The organism is Lentzea flaviverrucosa (assembly GCF_003350445.1).
Lineage (GTDB): Bacteria > Actinomycetota > Actinomycetes > Mycobacteriales > Pseudonocardiaceae > Lentzea > Lentzea californiensis.
The window spans coordinates 635990-654739 of the sequence record NZ_QQAU01000001.1; the positions used below are offsets into that span (position 1 = coordinate 635990).

Below are 18750 nucleotides of genomic sequence, written 5' to 3' on the forward strand. Positions count from 1 at the left end.
CGAAACTATGTACACCATACATAAAAACGTATGATGTACATAGTTTTAGGATGACACCGGGCGACCGGACGGGATGGCGAATGACGACACGTGACAGCAAGGACTCCGATCTGCAGCGCAGCCTCACGCTGCTGTGGACGGAACGCCGCCGTGGTCAGCGCGGGCCCCGCTCACGGCTCACCGTGGAGCTGATCGCGCAGGCCGCGGTCCGGATCGCGGACGCGGACGGGCTGGAGGCGGTGTCCATGCAGCGGGTCGCCACCGAGCTCGGCTACTCGACGATGTCGCTCTACAACCACGTCCCGAGCAAGGACCTGCTGCTGGAGGTGGCCGCCGACGTCGGCGCGGGCGCTCCCCCGGACCTCGGTGACACCGAGGACTTCCGGGAGGCGGTCCGGCGGTGGGTCGGCGCGCTGTGGGCCGGTTTCCACAGCCGGCCCTGGATCCTGCGCGTGCCGCTCGACCACGCACCCGTGGGCCCCAACCAGCTCGCGTGGCTCGACCGCCTGCTGCGCGCCCTGCTGGCGGCCGGACTGCCCGGCGGCGAGGCGAGGGCGGCCGCCCTGCACCTGACCGCGGTCGTCCGCGGCACGGCGCAGATCAGCATCACCATGGCCGGCGAACACAAGCGCGACAACGGGATCCCGCGCTCCGACGCGGATCTCACGCACGCCGTCGCCGAGCTCCTCGACCCGGAGGACTACCCGGCGCTGACCGCCGTCCACGCGGCCGAGCTCGCCGGCGCCGAGCGGGCGGACGGGGACGCGCTGCCGTTCGAGCTCGGCTTCGGCGTGGACCGGTTCCTGGACGGGATCGAGGGCTGGGTGGCATCGAAATCGCGTGACTAAGCCCTTGCGGGCCCTGCTACGGTGTCCGCGATGATCACCAACTCGAACAGATCGGGGGTCCCGTTCACCAAAGGTGAGTGCTGATGCACCACTCGACCGTGAATGGATCCTCCCGCCTCACCTTCTGGTCGCACGTGCGCGAGTTCGCCGTGCCGGCGTCGATGATCGAGTCCGCGACCGCCCGCCGTCTGGCCGGTGACTGGTCCGGAGCCTGCGCCACCGCGCGGGTCGATGTCGATTTCACCCTCCGCGCCCTGAGTCGCACGAGGGGCAAGCAGTGCGCGGACCTGGTCCGCGCCGATCTGCGTCACCTGGCCCCGGACCTGCTCCGGTGGCACTTCCCGAGGATCAGGCCGGAAGGCGTGTTGCGGCCCGGCCTCACCGTCTCCCTCGCCCGGTACCGACCACCCGACGGTGGCGACGAGGTGCATCTCGTCGCGCGCACACCGCCTGCCTGGGCCGATGCGGGGCAACGGATCAGCCTCGCGCTGTGGGAGCGGTCCGGGGCCTTGAGCAGGGCCGGCGGTCATCCACATCCCCGGCCCGACCGGCGTTTCCGGCTCGATCTGCACCGCCACCTGTGGGATGCGCGCAGAGCCTCCGAACTACGAGAACGGTGCGGGGCAACGCAGTGGCCCGGCCGATCGGACGGCCGCGCCACGCACCGGTGGGCGGCCGAGGCCGCGCTGCTGCTCCGCGAGGAGGGGCAGACGGACAGCTCCGTCGTGGTCCGGCTCGGCGCCAGGCAGCGCGTCCTGCTCGACCTGGACGCGCCGGGTGTCACCTCGACCGTCCCGCGCAACAACACGCTGCCGGTCCTGCCGGACGCGGCCACCTGGGTACCGCCCGACCTGGAGCTGTGGCACGCCGGCGCGATCGACGCCGACCGGCTGCACCCCCTCGTCAGGTCGGCGCTGCTACCGGAGCACCGGTCAGCGGACGCACCGCAAAGTCCTGACAGCACAGGGAGTTCGCGCCTCGTCGACTGTCGTGGTGCCCTGCACCGGATCGGCGTGGTGGACGGGGTGCTCGTCCCGCTCGACCACGGCCCCGACGAGATCCGCCGGGAAGAGCTGCTGGCCGCGCTGGGCGGACAGAGCCTGCCGTGCATGCACGCGATCGACACGACGCGCAGGCACCCCGAGGACCTCGTGGACATCCGTGCCCGGCTGGACCACGGCGACGTCGCCGCTGCCCTCGCCGTCGTCGAAGGCCTGCTCGGACCGGACGCCCTGCTGCTCAACGGGGCGTTGCGCGACGAACTGGAGACGGCGGCACGGCGCAAGGTCCTGCACGGGCTGTACCGGGCGGAACTCCACGACCTCCGGCCACTTCCGTCCACGAAGGACCCTCGCCGGCTGAGCACCCGCGCTCGCCGGTTGCTCGCGGAACTCCGCCTCCGCTGACTCCCCGTCCCTCTCCTCGCCCGGCCGGCGCACGGCCTCCGACTTGAACCAAGGTGATCGACACATGCCCACGATGACTGTCCACAATGGATCGACACGCACCCGGCCACTGGACGTGGCCGCCGACCTGCTCGCCCTGCTCGGCGACACGTCCACCGAGTGGCGGGCCGACCCGCAGCTGGAAGCGCTGACGCTGGCGGTGTCCGCCGACCTGCCGGTGCTGCTGTGGGGTGAGCCCGGGATCGGCAAGACCGCGGCCCTCACCCAGCTCGCCGACTCCCTCGAGCTGCCGCTGACCACGGTGATCGCCAGTGTGCACGAGCCCTCGGACTTCTCCGGCCTGCCGGTGGTCGGCGACGACCCGGCGACGCAGGGCGTGCCGATGGCGCCTCCCGACTGGGCGGTGCGGCTGGTCAGGGCCGGGCGCGGACTGCTGTTCCTCGACGAGCTGTCCACCGCGCCGCCCGCCGTCCAGGCCGCGTTGCTGCGGGTCGTGCTGGAACGCCGGGTCGGCGCCCTGCGACTGCCGCCGGGCGTCCGGATCGTCGCGGCCGCCAACCCCCGCTCCTCGGCCGCCGACGGCTGGGAGCTGAGCCCGCCGCTGGCCAACCGGTTCGTCCACCTCAAGTGGACGTTCGACCACGAGGTCGTCGTGCGTGGGCTGGGCGGGACCTGGCCGACCGCCTCACTTCCGCGGCTGTCCCCTGAACTGCTGCCCGACTCGGTGGCGTTCGCCCGCCGGGCGGTGTGCGAACTGCTGGCCGCCCGGCCGAACCTCGTGCACCAGATGCCCAAGAACGAGGCGCTCCGCGGCGGCGCCTGGCCTTCGCCGCGCAGCTGGGAGATGGCGTTGCGGCTGATCGCCTTCGCGACGGCGGCCGGCACGTCCCGGGAGGTGCTCTCCATGCTGGTGCGGGGCACCGTGGGCGACGGTCCCGGGCTCGAGTTGCTGGCGAGCCTCGACCGGATGGACCTGCCGGACCCCGAGGAGCTGCTCGCGGATCCGGCGGCGGCCGTGCTGCCCGAGCGCGGCGACCTGCGGCAGGTGGTGCTCGACGGAGTCGTCGCCGCGGTGCGCAACCGGCCGGACGAGGCCCGCTGGAACGCGGCGTGGGCACTGCTGACCCTCGCGGTCGAGACCGGCCCGCCGGACCTGGTGGTCGTCGCGGCGTCCACGCTCGCCACCCTGCGGCACGACGACTGGCAGGTCCCGGCGGCGATCGAGCAGCTGGCCGGAGCGGTGTCGCTGTCGCAGCGGGCGGACCGGGCCAAGGCCCGCACCAAGACCGTCGCGGGTGTCCGCTGATGACGCCGACGCGAACGCTGGACGAGGAGAAGCTGTTCGCCGCCCGCCTGTACGCGGTGCACTGCCGGCCGTACCTGGCGACGGCGTTGTTCGCCCTGAAGGTCGTGGAGTCACGGCAGGTGCCGACGATGGCGGTGGACCGGCACTGGCGTTGCTACGTCTCACCGGCGTTCGTCGACAGCAGATCGGTGGAGGAACTCGCCGGGATCTGGGTGCACGAGGTGTCCCACCTGATCCGCGACCACCACGGGCGCGGCGACCGGTTCGCGGCGCGCCACGAACTGAGCGGGCCCGGCGAACGGCTGCGGATGAACATCGCGGCGGACTGCGAGATCAACGACGACGTCTTCGGCGACGGCCTGGTGTGCCCCGACGACGCCGTGCAGCCGGCGGCACTCCGGCTGCCGCCGGGTCAGCTGATGGAGGACTACCTGCGGCAGTTCCGGCTCGGCCCGCACACCGGCGCGTTCGCCTGGCTCGACTGCGGCAGCGGAGCGGACGGTCTGGAACGGGCGTGGGACCTCGGGGCGGGCGGCGCGCACGGCCTGACCGCGCACGAGCAGGACGCCGTCCGATTCCGGGTGACACAAAGCATCACGGGCCACCCGGGCTCCCTGCCGCAGGGCTGGCGGCGGTGGGCGGAGGAGGTGTTCCACCCGCCGCAACCGTGGCGCGACCTGCTGGGAGCGGCGGTGCGCTCCGCCGTCTCCTGCCCCGGCGTGGGCGAGGACTACACCTACGGCAGGCCCGCCCGCAGGTCGGCCGGCGTGCCGAAGGTCGTCCTGCCGAGCCTGCGGCGCAGGCCGCCCAAGGTCGTCGTCATAGTCGACACCTCCGCGTCCGTGAGCGACGCGGAACTGGGCAGCGCGCTCCTCGAGATCACCGCGATCGTCCGCGCGGTGGGCGGTCGCCGTGATCTCGTCTCGGTGCTGTCCTGCGACGCCGCCGCGCACGTCACCGGCCCGCTGTGCCAGGCGGAGGGAATCCCGTTGGTGGGCGGCGGTGGCACCGATCTGCGCGAGGGCTTCGCCAAGGCCGTGCGCACCCGTCCGGACGTGGTCGTGGCCCTGACCGACGGCCAGACCCCGTGGCCTGACGCGGCACCGCCCTGCCGGACGGTGGTGGGCCTGTTCCCGCGACCACGTTCGTCCGGAACGGACGACGAGGACGATCCCGACTACGTTCCGGACATCCCGCCCGACTGGGCGAGGGTCGTCACCATCGGCTGACCGTTCAGGCAAAGCAGCGCCTGGGCGACCGTGATGCGGGACGCCGTGGCCGTGGGCAGAATGCGGTGATGCGGATCAAATTCCAGGTCGTCGCCTTCGACGCCGCCGATCTCACGCGGGAGAGCCGCTTCTGGGCGGGCGTGCTCGGCGGGGAGGTGCAGGAGGACGACGACTGGCACATGGTGATCGTCGACGGGACTCCCCGGGTCGGCGTGCAGCTCGCGCCTGACCACACGCCGCCGGAATGGCCGGACGGGCCGACCGAACAGCAGGTCCACCTCGACCTGTGGGTCGAGGACTTCGCCGAGGCGCACGAGCAGGTCATGGCCCTGGGCGCCAAGGTGCTCAAGCCGGCCGGCGGGAACACCACCGGGGACGACTTCCAGGTGTACGCCGATCCCGCCGGGCACCCCTTCTGCCTGTGCTGGCTGGTGGCCGAGCAACGCAGGTGACCCGTTGGTCGCAAGTCGTTGCGGCAGAAGGCGCAATTTCCCGCGGCTGACATCCCCGGTGCCGCTCCGCGCGTCTCTAGGCACGAGAGGCCGCGCCGAGCGGCCTGCCGAAAACTGGGGTTCTCATTTGCGTGCTTTGACCATCGGTGCCGCGGTCGTGCTGACCGCGGCACTGGCGCCCGGTGCCGCCCAGGCGGCGCCTCCGGTAAACGACGACTTCGCCGGCGCCACCGCCATCACCTCGCTCCCGTTCTCGTCCACTGTGGACACCCGAGAGGGCACCGCGGCGGACGACGACCCTTCCCACTGCTGGTGGAGCACCAGCAGCGTCTGGTTCCGCTACACCGCACCAGCTGACGGTTTCGTCCGGATGACGACGGACCGGCCGGACGACCAGAAGCCCGCCGTCTCCGCCTACACGGGCGAGCGCGGCGCGCTGACCTGGACGCCGGGTGCCTGCCAGTACCCGCACGGCGGCGGTTCGAACACGTTCGCGGTGACCGCCGGCACGACCTACCACTTCCTGGCGCAGGACACGAGATTCGCCGGGCCGGTGACGTTCGGGCTCGAGCTCGTGCCGCGGGCGGCCAACGACGACCTCGCGTCCGCCGCCGACGTCCGGCTGGACACCGACGCCACCGGTGACACCGGGCCGGCCACGCTCGAGGCGGGCGAGACGAGGCCGGGCTGCGACAGCCACTCCAGCCGTTCGCTGTGGTTCCGCTACACGGCCGACCGTGCGCTGATCATCGCGGCGAAGGTCAGCGACAGCCGGAGCAACGCGGGTGTCGCCGTGTTCCGCGGCAGCGCGCTGGCCGAGGTGGACTGCCGGCAGAGCGCGCACGACCCGGCGATCTTCGCCGCGACGCCCGGTGAGACCTACTACCTCCGGGTCGCGGACGACGTGTACGGCGCGGGACCGCTGACGTTGCGGCTGGCCGAGGCGCCGCAGATCAAGCCCACCGCCTGGTGGGTGTCGCCGCAGCAGCCCGGTGTCTTCGACGACGTCCGGTTCGGCATCGATCCGGGCGATCCGGCGGGGCGCTGGCTCGCGGGTGGCGAGGTGCGGTTCGGGGACGGCACGTCCGCCCCGATCCCGGCGGTGCAGGGCACGCCGGAGGTCTGGCACCGGTACGCCGCTGATGGCGAGTACGAGGTCACGATCACCGGCTACACGGCGGACGGCCGTTCCGGCTCCTCCACGCAGAAGCTGAAGGTCGAGACGCACGACGTGACCGTGGCGGACGTCGTCGCGCCCGCGACCGCGACGGCCGGCGAGACCGGGCGGGTCGAGGTGTCGGTGAGCGGCACCCGCTACGCCGAGGGCATCGTCGTCGAACTGCTCCGCCGCAGGCCGGACGGCTACCACGACGTCGTCGGCACTGTACGGGGTCAGGTGGCGAAGGACGGCACGGTGGTCCTGCCGTTCGCGTACACCTACTCCGCTCAGGACGCGGCGCTCGGCAAGGTGACGTTGAAGGCGCGAGTCCGCCTCGACGGCCGTGACGACAACAACCCGGGCGACAACGAACGTCAGGTCGAAACGACCGTCGTGGCAGCGAAGTAGGCCCGAAGGGCCGGGCAACGTCCTATGAGGACGCTGCCCGGCTTTCCAAGGCGGATCAGGAGCCGCAGCCCTCCGGCGACCAGTCCCGGGAGCTCGCTCCGCCGCCGCCTGCCCGGACGATCCGCACCTCGACGCACAGCGTGCCCGACGCGGTCAGCTCGACCGACGGTTCGCTGACGGTGCCGGTCTTGAGTTCGTCGTTGGTGCGCCAGACGAACGTGTCACCGGGCTGCGGTGCCGGGTAGGTCCACGAGAAGCGGAGCGTCTGCGGGGTCACGCGGGTCACGGTGACCACGACCTTGTCCGCGGATCCGCCCTCGGCCGCGCTCTGCGGCTGCGCCCCGGTCGGCATCTGCACAGAACCCTTTTCCTGCAAGAGAAGCGCGCTGCTGATGCCGACCACGGCGACGGCCCCGGCCACTCCGGCGTACAGAGGCCAGCGGGACTTCCGGCGCGCGGGCGGAGTGGGCGGACCGGCCGGGACGACGACCGCCGCCAGCGCGGCGGTCGGAGCCGACTCCTCATGGATCCGCCGGAGCCGTTCGGCGAACTCGCCCGCCGACGCCGGTCGAGCGGACGGATCGGCGGACATCGCCTGGCGCAGCAGTGTTTCCAGGGAAACAGGTGCCCTGCCGGACGGCGGCGCGGCGCTGAGCAGGATGCGCTGTGCGATGGCCACGCGGGAGTTGTCCCCGCGCGGCACCACGAACGGCGAGTGGCCCGCGAGCAGGTGCCACAGCGTCGCGCCGAGCGAGAAGACGTCCGCACGGACGCTGTGCGCACCGCTGCTGAGCACCTCGGGCGCCGTCCACAGCAGGTGGTCTCCGCCGGTGGTGCCGAAGTCGGTCAGGTACACCTGGCCGTGCTCGTCGCGCAACACGTTGGCGGGCTTCACGTCGCGGTGCAGGACGCCGGCCTGGTGCGCGGCGTGCAGGGCGTCGGCGACGCCCATGCCGATCTCCAGCACGCGCGCGAAGGGCAACGGTGCCGCGGCGGCCAGATCACCGTCCGGGAAGTACCTCATCACCAGGTACGGCATGCCCGCGCGGGTCCGTCCGGCGCGGTCGACGCTCGCGATGCCGGGGTGCCGCAGACCCGCCACCGTCCTGATCTCGGCCACCCGCGGCGGGTCGACGAGCAGCTTCACCGCGACCTCACCGTCCGCGGCGCGGTACAGGTGGACGTTCCTGCCTAGCGGTCGGGCGTACCGGAAGCCGGGGATCTCCGGTAACTCCTCTGTCATTCGCCACCTCGAAGCCGGCGGCGCCGGTCGGGTGGCCCCGCCCACCAGACCGCGCCGGACACTCTGCAAGGCTTGGAATATTCCACCCCTGGCCTGAGTGTCAACCGTCAAACCACCAGTTGAGACGTGGCGAGGCCCTGAAACTGCGGACGGGCGCCCTACGAGGGCGCCCGTCACTCACCTCAGTGCCGGCCCCAGTTGGGGACGTCGTAGCCGTTCATCGTCACCTCGAACTGGTCGTACTTCGCCATCAGGGCCAGCAACTCGTCCTCGGAGGGCTGGTTGCCGTCCGCGTACATCTCGGCGAGTCCCCTGAAGTACTCCTCGCGGTTGAGCGCGGGGGTGAAGATGATCAGCATCGTCGCCTGGTCCTTGTACGGGTTGTGGAACCCGTGCGAGACCCCCATCGGCACGTTGACGTAGGTGCCGGGTGGCGCGGCGAACGACTTGCCGTCGAGGTGGAGCTCCACCATGCCGTGCAGGACGTAGAACGCTTCGAGCTGCTCGTTGTGGACGTGCGGCGAGGCGCCGGGCGCTCCGGGGGCCATCCGGTGCTCGTACAGACCGAGCCTGCCGTCCGTCTCACTGCCCCTGGCCTTGAAGGTCGTGTGGGTGGTCGTGCCGATCTGCACCGACTCGCCCTCGCCGGGAAGCAGGATGTTGGAGACTTGCGTCATGTCTGTTCACTCCTCGTTGCTGGCGATGTCGTCCTGGTCGAACCACGAGAGGTAACGCTCGCCCGTGTCCGGGAACACGGTGATCAAGTTCTTGCCCGCGTACTCGGGCCGTGCGGCCAGCACGCGGCAGGCGTGCGCTGCCGCGCCGGAGGAGACGCCCACCAGCAGTCCCGCCGTCCTGGCCAGTTCCCGCGCCGTGGCGTAAGCGTCCTCATTGGACACCGCCAGGACCTCGTCGATCAGGTCGACGTCGGTCGTCGCCGCGACGAAACCGCCGTTGAGACCGGGGATGCGGTGCAGGCCGCCCCATCCCTGGCTGAGCACCGGTGACCCCTCGGGCTCCACGGCGACCACGCGGATGGCGGGGTTGCGCTCCTTCAGGTACTTCGCGGTGCCGCTGAGCGTTCCGCCGGTACCCACACCGCAGACGAAGACGTCCACCTCGCCGTCGGTGTCGTTCCAGATCTCCGGGCCGGTGGTGGCGTGGTGCGCCGCCACGTTGTCGGGGTTCTCGTGCTGGCAGGCGAACCACGAGCCCGGCCGTTCGCGGTAGATCTCCTCGGCCTTGGCGATCGCCGCGACGTAGCCCTCCTGGTACGGGGTCAGCACGATCTCCGCGCCGAACGCCCGCAGCAGCTGGATGCGCTCGCTGGTCGCGCTGTCCGGCAGCACGATCACGCACCGGTAGCCGCGCGCGGCGGCGATCGCCGCCATGGAGATGCCGGTGTTGCCGGACGTCGCCTCGACGATGGTGCCCGAGCCCCTGGTGAGCTGCCCGCGTTCCTCCGCGCCGTTGATCATGTAGAGCGCGGCGCGGTCCTTCACGCTGGACAGCGGGTTGGCCATTTCCAGCTTGGCGTAGAGGTTCGCGGTCGTCACGCCGAGGTCGAGCTTCACGGTGGGCGTGCCGCCGATCAGGTCCACGAGCGACTCGGCGGGTGGTCGTTTGGTGAGCGGCTGACTGAGCCGGACGTTCACGAGCTCTCCGATCGGTTCGGTGTCACCAGCTGGGGAACACGGCCGCACCCTTGTGCTTCTGCCCCGCGACCACGACGGACTGGCGAGTCCTGGCCGCCTTCGCGACGCTGCGGCTCGACTTCAGGTTCGGGATGGAGAACGGTGCCAGGACCCGGGAGTCCGCCGGCACGTCCCGGATGACGAGCGCCTGGGCGCCCACCACGGAGTCGTGGCCGACGGTGACCGGGCCGAGGATCGTCGCGTTGGCGCCGACGACGACCCGGTCGCCGAGCTTCGGGTGCCGCCGCGAGCCCTCCGGCCGCTGGTTGTCGTGCCACCACCCGACCGCGCCGAGCGTCACCTGGTGGAAGATCGTGACGTCCTCCCCGATGACGACGGTCTCGCCGATCACCACGCCCGCACCGTGGTCGATGAAGAAACCACGGCCGATCGTCGCGCCGGGGTGGATCTCGATCCCCCCGGTCAGCAACCTCGCGACGACCATCACCAGCCGGGCGCCGCGCCGGTGTCCTCGCAGGTGCAACCAGTGCGACACGCGGTGGCCCCAGATCGCGATGACCGTCGGGTGCAGCAACGCCTCGCTGCGCGAGAGGATCGACGGGTCGCGGTCCATGACCATGTCCAGGTCGGCGGTGATCACGCGGAGCAGCGCCCTCGCGTTCACCGGACCGCTCCCGCGGTTTCCTTGTCCTTGCGCAGCTGCCCCATCCTGTTCTCGGCGTAGGCCACGCCGACGAGCACGACCAGGCCACCGGCCAGGAGGTTCCACGTCACGTGTTCACCGAGGAACAGCACGCTGACGAGCACCGCGAACACCGGCACCACGTAGTTCACCGCGGAGGCCGTCGTGGCACCGACGTCACCGATGAGGCGGAAGTAGAGCACGTAGGCCAAGCCGGTGCTGAAGAGCCCGAGCAGCACGATGCTCAGCGTCACCGGCCCGGTGAAGTCGGGCGTCCGCCAAGCCAGGAACGGCGTGACGACCGCCTGCAGCACGGCCGCCGACACGAGCTGCGACGCGGCCAGCGACAACGGGGCCAGGCCGAGCGGCGACAGGTACTTCCGCACGTACACGAAGCCGATCGCGTAGCTGACGGCCGCGCCGAAGCAGGCCATCCGCCCGCTGAGCGAGCCCAGCGACTCGTGCCACGGGCCGATCAGCAGCACCACGCCGACGAAGCCCAGCGCCAGGCCGACGGCCTTGCGGGAGGTCGCCCGCTCGGTCGGCAACGCGGCCGTGGCGAGCGCCAGCGTCAGCAGCGGGGTGGCGCCGATCAGGACGCCCGCGATGCCGGCTCCGGTGCTCTTTTCGCCGTAGGACAACAACAGGAACGGGATCACGTTGCCGAACAGGCCGGCGGCCGCGATGTGGCCCCAGACCTGGACGGACCTCGGGAGGGCGACCTTGCGGATGGCCGCGATCGAGAGGAGCACGGCCGCGCCCAGGATGAGTCTGCTCAGCACTAGCTGTCCCGGTGTCAACCCTTCGAGGGACACCTTGATGAACGTGAAGCTGCTTCCCCACAGCAGCGCCAGCAGCAGGAAGCGCGCGACGGATGCCTTGTCCATTGCTTCTCGATTCGGATCATCAGTCAGTAGTCGTTTGGACACTTCAGCAGAGAGGGCTCGGGGCGTACTAGAGCGAGCCGCACGCGGGGCAACCATTCGCGGCACCCGACTGGTAGTAGCAGTGACGGACACAGTGGAAAGGCCGTGGAGTGCTGCATTCACCTGAGGGGTTCGAGGAGTTCGTGGCGGTCGCGTCGCCACGGCTGCTGCGAACGGCTTTCCTGCTGACGCGCGACATCGGGCACGCGGAGGACCTGCTGCAGACGGCGCTGGCGAAGGCGTGGCGCGCGTGGAATCGCGTCGACGGCGACCCCGAGCCCTACGTCCGGCGGATCATCGTGACGTCCCACGCCACCTGGTGGCGGCGCCGGTGGAGAGGCGAGGAACCGACCGGTGAGCTGCCGGAACGACCGGGCGAGTCACCGCAGGAGGCGGTCGGCGAACGCGAGTGGCTCTGGCAGGCGCTGGGCCGGTTGCCGCGCAGGCAACGCGCCGTGCTGGTGCTGCGGTTCTACGAGGACCTCACCGAGGCGCAGGTGGCCGGACTGCTCGGCTGTTCCGTCGGCACGGTCAAGAGCCAGGCGAGCAAGGCACTCGCGAAGCTGCGGCTCGACGACACGATCACGTTCGAAGGTGTGTGGCGATGAACCTGAGCGACCTCACCGAGGTGCTGCGCGAGCGCGCCGAGATCACCGACTCCGCCCACGAGGCACGCATGGCGGGCGTGCGGGCACGGGTGTCGGCCACCAGGCGCCGTCGTGCCGTCGCGGGCGCCGCCGGTGTGGTGCTCGTGCTCGTCGGCATCGTCTTCGGACTGCTCCCCCGCATCGTGCAGCCCGAACCCGCCGTGCCACCACGCAGCCTGCCGGAGTACCAGGACGGCGCCCGGATCGTCGCCCAGGCCTGGGGTGACCTCCCCTCGACCAGCACCACCCTGCGTTTCGTGCCGAGGTCGCTGGACCTCGTGCTGTTCACCCACTGCGAGACCGGAGGCAACGGCCTGCTCCTCATCACCCTGGTCGTCAACGGCCACCCCTACACCGAACGCAACGGGTGTGGCGGCTCGCGCAGGGTGAGGGACTGGGGCGCTTTCGGCATCGTGGTGGGGCAGCCGTCCGTCATCACGCTGACCGTGGAACCCCAGCGCACGACGGCCAAGGGCACGTTCGCCGTCGCCATCGGCGAGGAGGTACCGGTGAGCGAGTACTCGTTCCCCCCGCGCCCCCAGACGCTGGAGACGTTCCCCCCGCACCCCCAGAAACTGGAGACGTTCCCCGCCATCCAGCCGGAGCCGGCGATCGTGCTGCGGCCCGACCCGGCGGCTCCGGCTGCGCAGAGGGAGTTCACGATCGAATGGCCGGGCATCAACATGATGGAGTTGCGGTCGAACACACCCGGCAGGATCCGGGTGCTCGTCGATGACGTCGTCGTCCTGGACTACTCGCACTGGTCCTACGGCGTGGGCACCTCGTGGCTGGAGGCCTCCGACTGGAAGAACATCAACGGGCTCGATCTCGCGAAGGGGCAGGTCGTCAAGATCACCGTCATCCCCGAGCGGGTCACGGGCGACTGGGACGTGACGCTCAACCCTCGGTGAGGATCCGCGTCTGCTCGCGCAGCACGCCGATCGTGTTCGCCACCCAGTCGGCGATCACCGCCTGCTCGGCGGGCGTGTAGCGATCGGTCAGCTCCTCCATCGCCTTGGCGAGCCCCGCGAAGGTGTCTCCGAACGCGCCGGGGACCGCCGTGATCACCAGCCGGCGGCGGTCCTCCAGGTCCGGCTCGCGGCGGGCCAGTCCGGCCCGCACGAGGCGGTCGACCACGCCTGTGACCGCACCGGGCGTCAGACCGATCTCCCTGGCCAGCTCCCCCGCGGACACCGACCCGGCGCCCATGATCACGGCCAGCGCGCGCTGGTCGACCGCCGTCACCCCGAGGCTCGCGCCCACCGCCTCGTGGAACGCGACCACGGCGGTGCTGAGCTCACGTCCGGCATCTCGACCTTCCACACCGCCACTTTACCGCAGTGAATATTTCAGTATGCTGAACTAAATTGTTCAGTCAACTGAAGCATTGGGGGGACCGTGAGCGAGTGGAAGCTGGCGCTGGAGGTGCCGAGGTGGACCTGGTGGTGCTACACGCGTCACCTGGGGCTGGTGGTGGGACTGTCCTCGATCGCCTCGGTCCAGCGGCTGGTCACCGTGAACTGGACGCAGGACATCGACCCCGTGGTCGCGACGGCCTCCGAGGTCGTCGTGCTCGCCGCCCGCATCGCACTGGTGGTGCTCGTGTGGAGGATCGCCATGGCCGGGCGGACGTTCAGCTGGAGCACGGGCCGCGAGTTCGCGCGCCGGCACTGGCGCAGCCTGGTGTGGCAGGCCGTCTTCCTCGGCGTGGCGTTTGCGGTCTTCGAGGTGTTCGCCGAACACGTGGTGTCCGCACTGCTGCCCGCGTCGGCCCGGCAGACCTACCTGGCCGTGCTGTTGTTCCTCAAGAACCCGACGATCATCGCGCTGACGTTCCTCTGGTGGATCGGCATCGTCCGGCAGACGTTCACCGATGCGTTGCAGCAGCCTGCTGAACGGGAGTTCTCCAGCTGACGGTCAGAGGCACGGCACTGAGCTCCGTGCCAGTTGGCCGGCTGCGGCGGTGACCCGGCTTGCGTGGCCGGGTCACCGCCGCAGCCGGCCGTACCTGCTGGGGGTCACGCCGAACCAGCGGCGGAACGCGTGGATGAAGCTCGCGGCCTCGGCGAAACCGAGCCGTTCGGCGACGGCCTCGACCGACAGCTCCCCGTCGGTGAGCAGCCGCACGGCCCGTTTCGCGCGGACCTCGTCCAGCAGCGCCTGGTAGCTCGTGCCGGACGTGGTCAGGCGGCGGCGCAACGTGCGCGGACTGACGCCCAGCGCCCGTGCCACCGAAGGCATGCTCTCCTCGAACCTCACCGAGGACTCGAGCAGGCGGCGCACCTCCTGGGCGACCCCAGGACTTTCCCTGCGGCGCGCGGCCAGCGTCCGGCACTGCTCCTCGCACAACGCCGTCGTCTCCGGACTGGCCAGGCGCAGCGCCTCGGCCAGCACTGAAACGTCCACAACGGACTGGTCGGCGCCCGCCCCGAAACATGGCCGGACGCCGAAGACCTCCTCGTGCTCGCGGACGTCCCCGGGTTCCGCGTGGGCGAAGTCGACGCCGAGGACAGGCACGGCACCGGTCAGCAGCTCCCCCACGACGGTGTGGATCGCGGCGAGGTCGCGTTCGACGAGGAACGACGCCACCTCGTCCGGCAGCGCGCCGCCGTCGAGCGCCAGCACGAGCCGGTCGCCGTCGATCACGGCGGTGGGCGCGGTGAACGCGAAGCTGAGGTCGAGGTAGCGCAGAGCGGTGGTGATCGCGTCCTGGAGGGTGGCCGCGCTGAGGAACGCGTAGCCCAGCACGCCGAACGTGGTGGCGTGGTAACGACGTCCGACGGCGATGCCCGCGTGCGGCAGCAGACCGGCGAGGTTGCGCACGACCGCGAGCTCCTGGCGGGCCTCGATCTCGGCGACCGGGTCGGTGAGCAGCGCGGCGTCGATCTCGCTGCCGTCGAGCAGGCTGCCCGCCGGCAGGCCGTGCTCGGCGCCGAAGCGCAGCAGGAGTGCGACGCTCGCGACGCCGCGGGGGAAGTCCCAGTGCCGGACGACCGGCTCGGCCAACGACCTCATGGCCGCGATTGTCAACTGCGCGGCCGGTGTTGTCCTGGTGCGAACGGGTGGTTGTTCCTACCGTCGACCACGTGAGAGCACAACCCGAGGTGGTCGTCATCGGTGCCGGTTTCGGCGGGCTGGGCGTCGCGTTGTCGTTGCACAGAGCCGGGTTCGGCCGGTTCACGGTGCTGGAGCGGGCAAGTGGGGCCGGCGGCGTCTGGCGGGACAACACCTATCCCGGCGCGGCCTGCGACGTGCCCTCGTCGCTCTACTCGTACTCCTTCGCCCCCAGCACCTCGTGGCCACGCCGGTACTCGGCCCAGCCGGACATCCTGCGCTACCTCCGCACCACGGCCGCCCCGGTGCGCGACCGCATCAGGTTCGGGGCGGAGGTGGTGGCGGCGTCGTTCGACGAGACGCGGAACCGGTGGCGGGTCGGCCTGGCGGACGGCGGCACCGTCGAGGCCGACGTGCTGGTCTGCGCGGTGGGACAGCTCAGCACGCCGTCGGTCCCGGCACTGCCCGGCCTCGGCCGCTTCACCGGAGAGGTCTTCCACAGCGCCGCGTGGCGGCACGACGCCGACCTGCGCGGACGGCGGGTGGCCGTGGTGGGCACGGGTGCGAGCGCGGCCCAGTTCGTGCCGGAGATCGCACCCGTCACGGGCCACCTGACGGTGTTCCAGCGGTCGGCCCCGCACGTGCTGCCGAAGCCCGACGCCCGCCTGACCGGCCGGTCGCACCCGTCGAGGTTGCGTGCCGCGCGCGGCGGGGTGTGGCTCGCGGGCGAGGCGCTGACCGGGCTGCTCAACGCCGGGCGGCCGTCCCGCGCGCTCGTCGCGGCCGTCGCCGCCGCGCACCGGCGGGTCCAGGTCCGCGACCCGGCGCTGAGAGCGGCACTGCGGCCCACCACGCAGCCGGGGTGCAAGCGGGTGTTGTTCAGCAACGACTGGTACCCCACCCTGAGCAGGCCGGATGTCAGTGTGGTGACCGAGCAGATCACCGAGGTCACCGAGCACGGTCTGCGCACCGCCGACGGCCGCGACCACCCTGCGGACGTGCTGATCTGGGGCACCGGGTTCACGGTCTCCGGCTTCGGACTCCCCCTGCGGATCGCCGGACGCAACGGTCAGGACCTCGCCGAGGCGTGGGCCGGTCGTCCCCGCGCCCACCTGGGCCTGACCGTCCCGGGCTTCCCGAACCTCTTCCTGGTCTACGGCCCCAACACCAACCTCGGGGGCAACTCGGTGGTCACCATGATCGAGGCGCAGTGCCGGTACGTGGTGTCCGCCGTGCGCCACCTCGCGGAGACCGGAGCGGTGCTGGAGGTGCGGCGCGACGTCGCGGAGGCGTTCGACCGCGAGATGACCGCCAGGCTGGCCAAGGGCGTGTGGAGCACGTGCTCGTCGTGGTACCGCACCGCCGACGGGGCGATCACGACGAACTGGCCGGGAGGAACGCGGGAGTACCTGCGCCGCACGGCACGGCTGCGGACGGCGGACTTCGAACCCGCCCACACCGCTGTGGAGGTGTGAGCCGTGGACTACGACGTGCTGGTCATCGGGTCGGGGTTCGGCGGTGCGGTGACCGCGTTGCGGCTGACGGAGAAGGGCTACCGGGTCGGCGTCCTGGAGGCGGGACGGCGCTTCGCGGACCACGAACTGCCCGAGACGTCCTGGCAGGTGCGCGACTACCTGTTCGCCCCGTCCCTCGGCTGCACCGGCATCCAGCGGATCACCGCGCTGCGCGACGTCGCCGTGCTCAGCGGAGCGGGTGTCGGCGGTGGGTCCCTGGTGTACGCCAACACCTTGTACCGGCCCCCGGCGTCCTTCTTCCGCGACTCCCGCTGGGGCCACATCACCGACTGGGAGGACGAGCTCACCCCGCACTACGACCAGGCGTCCCGGATGCTCGGCGTGACCGGCAACCCGTGCCGCACCGCCGGTGACCGGCTCCTGCGGGACGTGGCGGTCGACCTCGGCGTCGAACCCACCTTCCGGGCCTCCCAGGTGGGAGTCCACTTCGGACCCGGCGGCACCGATCCCTACTTCGGCGGCGCCGGACCGACGCGGGACACCTGCGTCGGTTGCGGCTCGTGCATGACCGGCTGCCGCCACAACGCGAAGAACACGCTGCCGAAGAACTACCTCCACCTCGCCGAACGGGCGGGCGCGCAGGTGTGGCCGCTGACCACGGTCGTGGACGTGCGGCCGCATCTGAGCGGGTACAAGGTGGTGGCACGACGCACCGGAGGACGGGCGACGCGTGCGTTCACCAGCTCTCAGGTCGTGTTCGCCGCGGCGTCACTGGGCACGCAACGGCTGCTCCACCGCATCCGCGACCGCGGTGGCCTGCCCGGTCTCTCGCCACGGCTCGGCTTCCTGTGCCGCACCAACTCCGAGGCCGTGGTGGCCGTGCGGACGCCCGGCGGCCGGGTGGACCACTCCCGCGGGCTCGCCATCACGTCGTCCATCCACCCGGACGCCGACACGCACGTCGAGGTGGTCCGGTACGGCAGGGGCAGCAACCTGATGGGGCTGCTCATGACGACGCTGGTCGACGGCGGTCCCGCGCGGTTGCGCCGCGGCCTCGCCCAACTGTTCCGCGAACGCGGCTCGGTGCTGCGGATGCACACGCCCCGCGCCTGGTCGGAGGAGACGATCGCCCTGCTGGTCATGCAAAGTCTCGACAACTCGCTCACCACCGTGTCCCGGCGCGGGCGGATGACCACGATCCAGGGCGAAGGCGCTCCGAACCCGTCCTGGATCCCCGCCGGGCACGACGTGGCGCGCCGCCTCGCGGCCAAGGCGGGCGGAGTGGCCAGAGGGGCGTGGACGGACCTGGCGGACATCCCGCTGACCGGGCACCTCATCGGCGGCTGCGTGATCGGCGACTCCCCCGCGACGGGCGTGGTCGACCCGTACCACCGGGTGCACGGCTGTCCCGGCCTGCACGTCGTCGACGGGTCGGCGATCCCGGCGAACCTCGGCGTGAACCCGGCGCTGACCATCACCGCGCTCGCGGAGCGGGCCATGTCGTTGTGGCCCAACAAGGGCGAGCCTGATCCACGCCCCGAGCCGGGCGCCGCATACTTGCGCCTGAACGCCGTGGCACCGCGCAGTCCGGCGGTCCCGGACGGCGCGCCCGCCGCGTTGCGTCACGACGTGGAGGTGCACGATGCCGAGTGAGTGGCCCGCCGAGCCGTGGGACCTGCACGGACGGGGCTGGCTCACCCTGTGGACGGCACCACGTTCGGCCGTGCCCCTGCCACCGCCGGACGTGGTGCCGTTGAGCCTGTTCGGCCGAGTGCTGGTGGTGTCGGCGTTCGTCGACTACCAGCCGCCCGGTGTACTGGCCTACCACGAGGTGATGGCCGCGGTCCTGGTGCGCAGGAAGGCCCGTCCCGGTCTGTCCATTCTGGACATCCTGGTCGACGACAGCACCTCCCAGCGGGGCGCGCGGGCGCTGTGGGGAATCCCGAAGCTGCTGGCGGGCTTCACCTTCTCCGCCGAACCGCACCTCGACGCGACGGCTCACGACGACGGCGACGTCATCGCCGCCGCCACCGAGACCCGCAGGTCGTCGCGAGCTCTTCCCGTCCGGCTGACCACTTCGGTCTGGCAGACCCTGCACGGCAAAACACATCGCACGGCCCTACACACGTCCGCTCGTGTCAGCCTCACCCGCCTGCGCTGGCGCATCACGCCGGACGGCGAACTCGGCTGGCTCCAAGCGGCGCGGCCACGCCTGCACCTGGCCGTCTCCACCCTGCACATGCGATTCGGATCTCCCTGA

At 71.3% G+C, this 18750-nt stretch carries 19 protein-coding genes; 12 read left to right on the top strand and 7 right to left on the bottom strand.

Annotated elements, in window-relative coordinates; all coding sequences use genetic code 11:
- Positions 1-80 precede the first annotated feature (80 nt).
- From DFR72_RS03115 to DFR72_RS03140, 6 genes are all read left to right on the top strand, one after another.
- On the top strand, positions 81-848 hold the full coding sequence (locus DFR72_RS03115) for a TetR/AcrR family transcriptional regulator (RefSeq protein ID WP_090064130.1): 768 nt from the start codon (positions 81-83) through the stop codon (positions 846-848).
- An 83-nt stretch (positions 849-931) separates the two neighbouring features.
- A complete protein-coding gene (locus DFR72_RS03120) occupies positions 932-2254 on the top strand; it encodes a serine/threonine-protein kinase (RefSeq protein WP_090064553.1) in 1323 nt (440 codons plus the stop codon).
- 64 nt (positions 2255-2318) lie between these two features.
- Positions 2319-3560, top strand: a complete 1242-nt coding sequence (locus tag DFR72_RS03125) for an AAA family ATPase (protein ID WP_090064129.1) — start codon at positions 2319-2321, stop codon at positions 3558-3560.
- Positions 3560-4789: a vWA domain-containing protein gene (locus DFR72_RS03130; protein ID WP_090064128.1), complete on the top strand. Its 1230-nt coding sequence runs from the start codon at positions 3560-3562 to the stop codon at positions 4787-4789. The genes DFR72_RS03125 and DFR72_RS03130 overlap by 1 nt, the downstream gene beginning before the upstream one ends.
- A 68-nt stretch (positions 4790-4857) precedes the next feature.
- The gene (locus DFR72_RS03135; RefSeq protein ID WP_090064552.1) at positions 4858-5241 is read left to right on the top strand and encodes a VOC family protein; all 384 of its coding nucleotides are present in this window, start codon (positions 4858-4860) and stop codon (positions 5239-5241) included.
- 127 nt (positions 5242-5368) lie between these two features.
- Positions 5369-6808, top strand: a complete 1440-nt coding sequence (locus tag DFR72_RS03140; protein ID WP_143086659.1) for a hypothetical protein — start codon at positions 5369-5371, stop codon at positions 6806-6808.
- Positions 6809-6863: 55 nt separating this feature from the next.
- On the opposite strand, the gene DFR72_RS03145 is transcribed toward DFR72_RS03140, so the two are convergent.
- The 5 genes from DFR72_RS03145 to DFR72_RS03165 all read right to left on the bottom strand — a co-directional run bounded on the left by DFR72_RS03145 (position 6864) and on the right by DFR72_RS03165 (position 11275).
- Positions 6864-8051: a serine/threonine-protein kinase gene (locus tag DFR72_RS03145; protein WP_090064126.1), complete on the bottom strand. Its 1188-nt coding sequence runs from the start codon at positions 8049-8051 to the stop codon at positions 6864-6866.
- Positions 8052-8233: 182 nt separating this feature from the next.
- Positions 8234-8728, bottom strand: a complete 495-nt coding sequence (locus DFR72_RS03150; protein WP_090064125.1) for a cupin domain-containing protein — start codon at positions 8726-8728, stop codon at positions 8234-8236.
- Between the two features lie 6 nt (positions 8729-8734).
- Positions 8735-9706 carry a cysteine synthase A gene (cysK, locus tag DFR72_RS03155; protein ID WP_090064124.1) on the bottom strand — a complete coding sequence of 324 codons (972 nt, stop codon included), beginning with the start codon at positions 9704-9706 and terminating at the stop codon, positions 8735-8737.
- Between the two features lie 22 nt (positions 9707-9728).
- Positions 9729-10370 carry a serine O-acetyltransferase EpsC gene (epsC, locus tag DFR72_RS03160; RefSeq protein ID WP_245982469.1) on the bottom strand — a complete coding sequence of 214 codons (642 nt, stop codon included), beginning with the start codon at positions 10368-10370 and terminating at the stop codon, positions 9729-9731.
- The gene (locus DFR72_RS03165; RefSeq protein WP_090064123.1) at positions 10367-11275 is read right to left on the bottom strand and encodes a DMT family transporter; all 909 of its coding nucleotides are present in this window, start codon (positions 11273-11275) and stop codon (positions 10367-10369) included. Before DFR72_RS03165 ends, epsC begins: the two co-directional genes overlap by 4 nt.
- A gap of 149 nt (positions 11276-11424) precedes the next feature.
- Between DFR72_RS03165 and DFR72_RS03170 the strand changes: the two genes are divergently transcribed.
- Entirely contained in the window at positions 11425-11922 is a 498-nt protein-coding gene (locus DFR72_RS03170; protein ID WP_211335277.1) for a SigE family RNA polymerase sigma factor, read from the top strand.
- Positions 11919-12872, top strand: coding sequence for a hypothetical protein (locus DFR72_RS03175; protein WP_143086658.1), 954 nt, complete (start codon positions 11919-11921; stop codon positions 12870-12872). The genes DFR72_RS03170 and DFR72_RS03175 overlap by 4 nt, the downstream gene beginning before the upstream one ends.
- On the opposite strand, the gene DFR72_RS03180 is transcribed toward DFR72_RS03175, so the two are convergent.
- Positions 12859-13284, bottom strand: a complete 426-nt coding sequence (locus DFR72_RS03180; protein WP_090064121.1) for a MarR family winged helix-turn-helix transcriptional regulator — start codon at positions 13282-13284, stop codon at positions 12859-12861. The genes DFR72_RS03175 and DFR72_RS03180 overlap by 14 nt on opposite strands.
- Positions 13285-13359: 75 nt before the next feature.
- On the opposite strand from DFR72_RS03180, the gene DFR72_RS45315 reads away from it, so the two are divergent.
- Positions 13360-13875: a hypothetical protein gene (locus DFR72_RS45315; protein ID WP_090064120.1), complete on the top strand. Its 516-nt coding sequence runs from the start codon at positions 13360-13362 to the stop codon at positions 13873-13875.
- Positions 13876-13947: 72 nt separating this feature from the next.
- On the opposite strand, the gene DFR72_RS03190 is transcribed toward DFR72_RS45315, so the two are convergent.
- Complete coding sequence (locus DFR72_RS03190) at positions 13948-14976, bottom strand: AraC family transcriptional regulator (protein WP_090064119.1); 1029 nt, start codon at positions 14974-14976, stop codon at positions 13948-13950.
- A 71-nt stretch (positions 14977-15047) separates the two neighbouring features.
- Here DFR72_RS03190 and DFR72_RS03195 point away from each other — a divergent pair, with 71 nt between their 5' ends.
- Genes DFR72_RS03195 through DFR72_RS03205 form a run of 3 tightly spaced genes read left to right on the top strand, consistent with a single transcriptional unit; the run spans position 15048 to position 18750 of the window.
- Positions 15048-16490 (top strand): flavin-containing monooxygenase, encoded by a 1443-nt coding sequence (locus tag DFR72_RS03195; protein ID WP_245982471.1) that lies wholly within the window; start codon positions 15048-15050, stop codon positions 16488-16490.
- A gap of 3 nt (positions 16491-16493) precedes the next feature.
- Positions 16494-18143, top strand: coding sequence for a GMC oxidoreductase (locus DFR72_RS03200; protein ID WP_090064117.1), 1650 nt, complete (start codon positions 16494-16496; stop codon positions 18141-18143).
- Positions 18133-18750 (top strand): acetoacetate decarboxylase family protein, encoded by a 618-nt coding sequence (locus DFR72_RS03205; RefSeq protein ID WP_090064116.1) that lies wholly within the window; start codon positions 18133-18135, stop codon positions 18748-18750. Before DFR72_RS03200 ends, DFR72_RS03205 begins: the two co-directional genes overlap by 11 nt.

Coding starts and splice junctions, on each gene's coding strand:
- DFR72_RS03115 (WP_090064130.1), top strand. CDS start 81: ATGACGACACGTGACAGCAAGGACTCCGATCTGCAGCGCAGCCTCACG.
- DFR72_RS03120 (WP_090064553.1), top strand. CDS start 932: ATGCACCACTCGACCGTGAATGGATCCTCCCGCCTCACCTTCTGGTCG.
- DFR72_RS03125 (WP_090064129.1), top strand. CDS start 2,319: ATGCCCACGATGACTGTCCACAATGGATCGACACGCACCCGGCCACTG.
- DFR72_RS03130 (WP_090064128.1), top strand. CDS start 3,560: ATGACGCCGACGCGAACGCTGGACGAGGAGAAGCTGTTCGCCGCCCGC.
- DFR72_RS03135 (WP_090064552.1), top strand. CDS start 4,858: ATGCGGATCAAATTCCAGGTCGTCGCCTTCGACGCCGCCGATCTCACG.
- DFR72_RS03145 (WP_090064126.1), bottom strand. CDS start 8,051: ATGACAGAGGAGTTACCGGAGATCCCCGGCTTCCGGTACGCCCGACCG.
- DFR72_RS03150 (WP_090064125.1), bottom strand. CDS start 8,728: ATGACGCAAGTCTCCAACATCCTGCTTCCCGGCGAGGGCGAGTCGGTG.
- DFR72_RS03165 (WP_090064123.1), bottom strand. CDS start 11,275: ATGGACAAGGCATCCGTCGCGCGCTTCCTGCTGCTGGCGCTGCTGTGG.
- DFR72_RS03175 (WP_143086658.1), top strand. CDS start 11,919: ATGAACCTGAGCGACCTCACCGAGGTGCTGCGCGAGCGCGCCGAGATC.
- DFR72_RS03190 (WP_090064119.1), bottom strand. CDS start 14,976: ATGAGGTCGTTGGCCGAGCCGGTCGTCCGGCACTGGGACTTCCCCCGC.
- DFR72_RS03205 (WP_090064116.1), top strand. CDS start 18,133: ATGCCGAGTGAGTGGCCCGCCGAGCCGTGGGACCTGCACGGACGGGGC.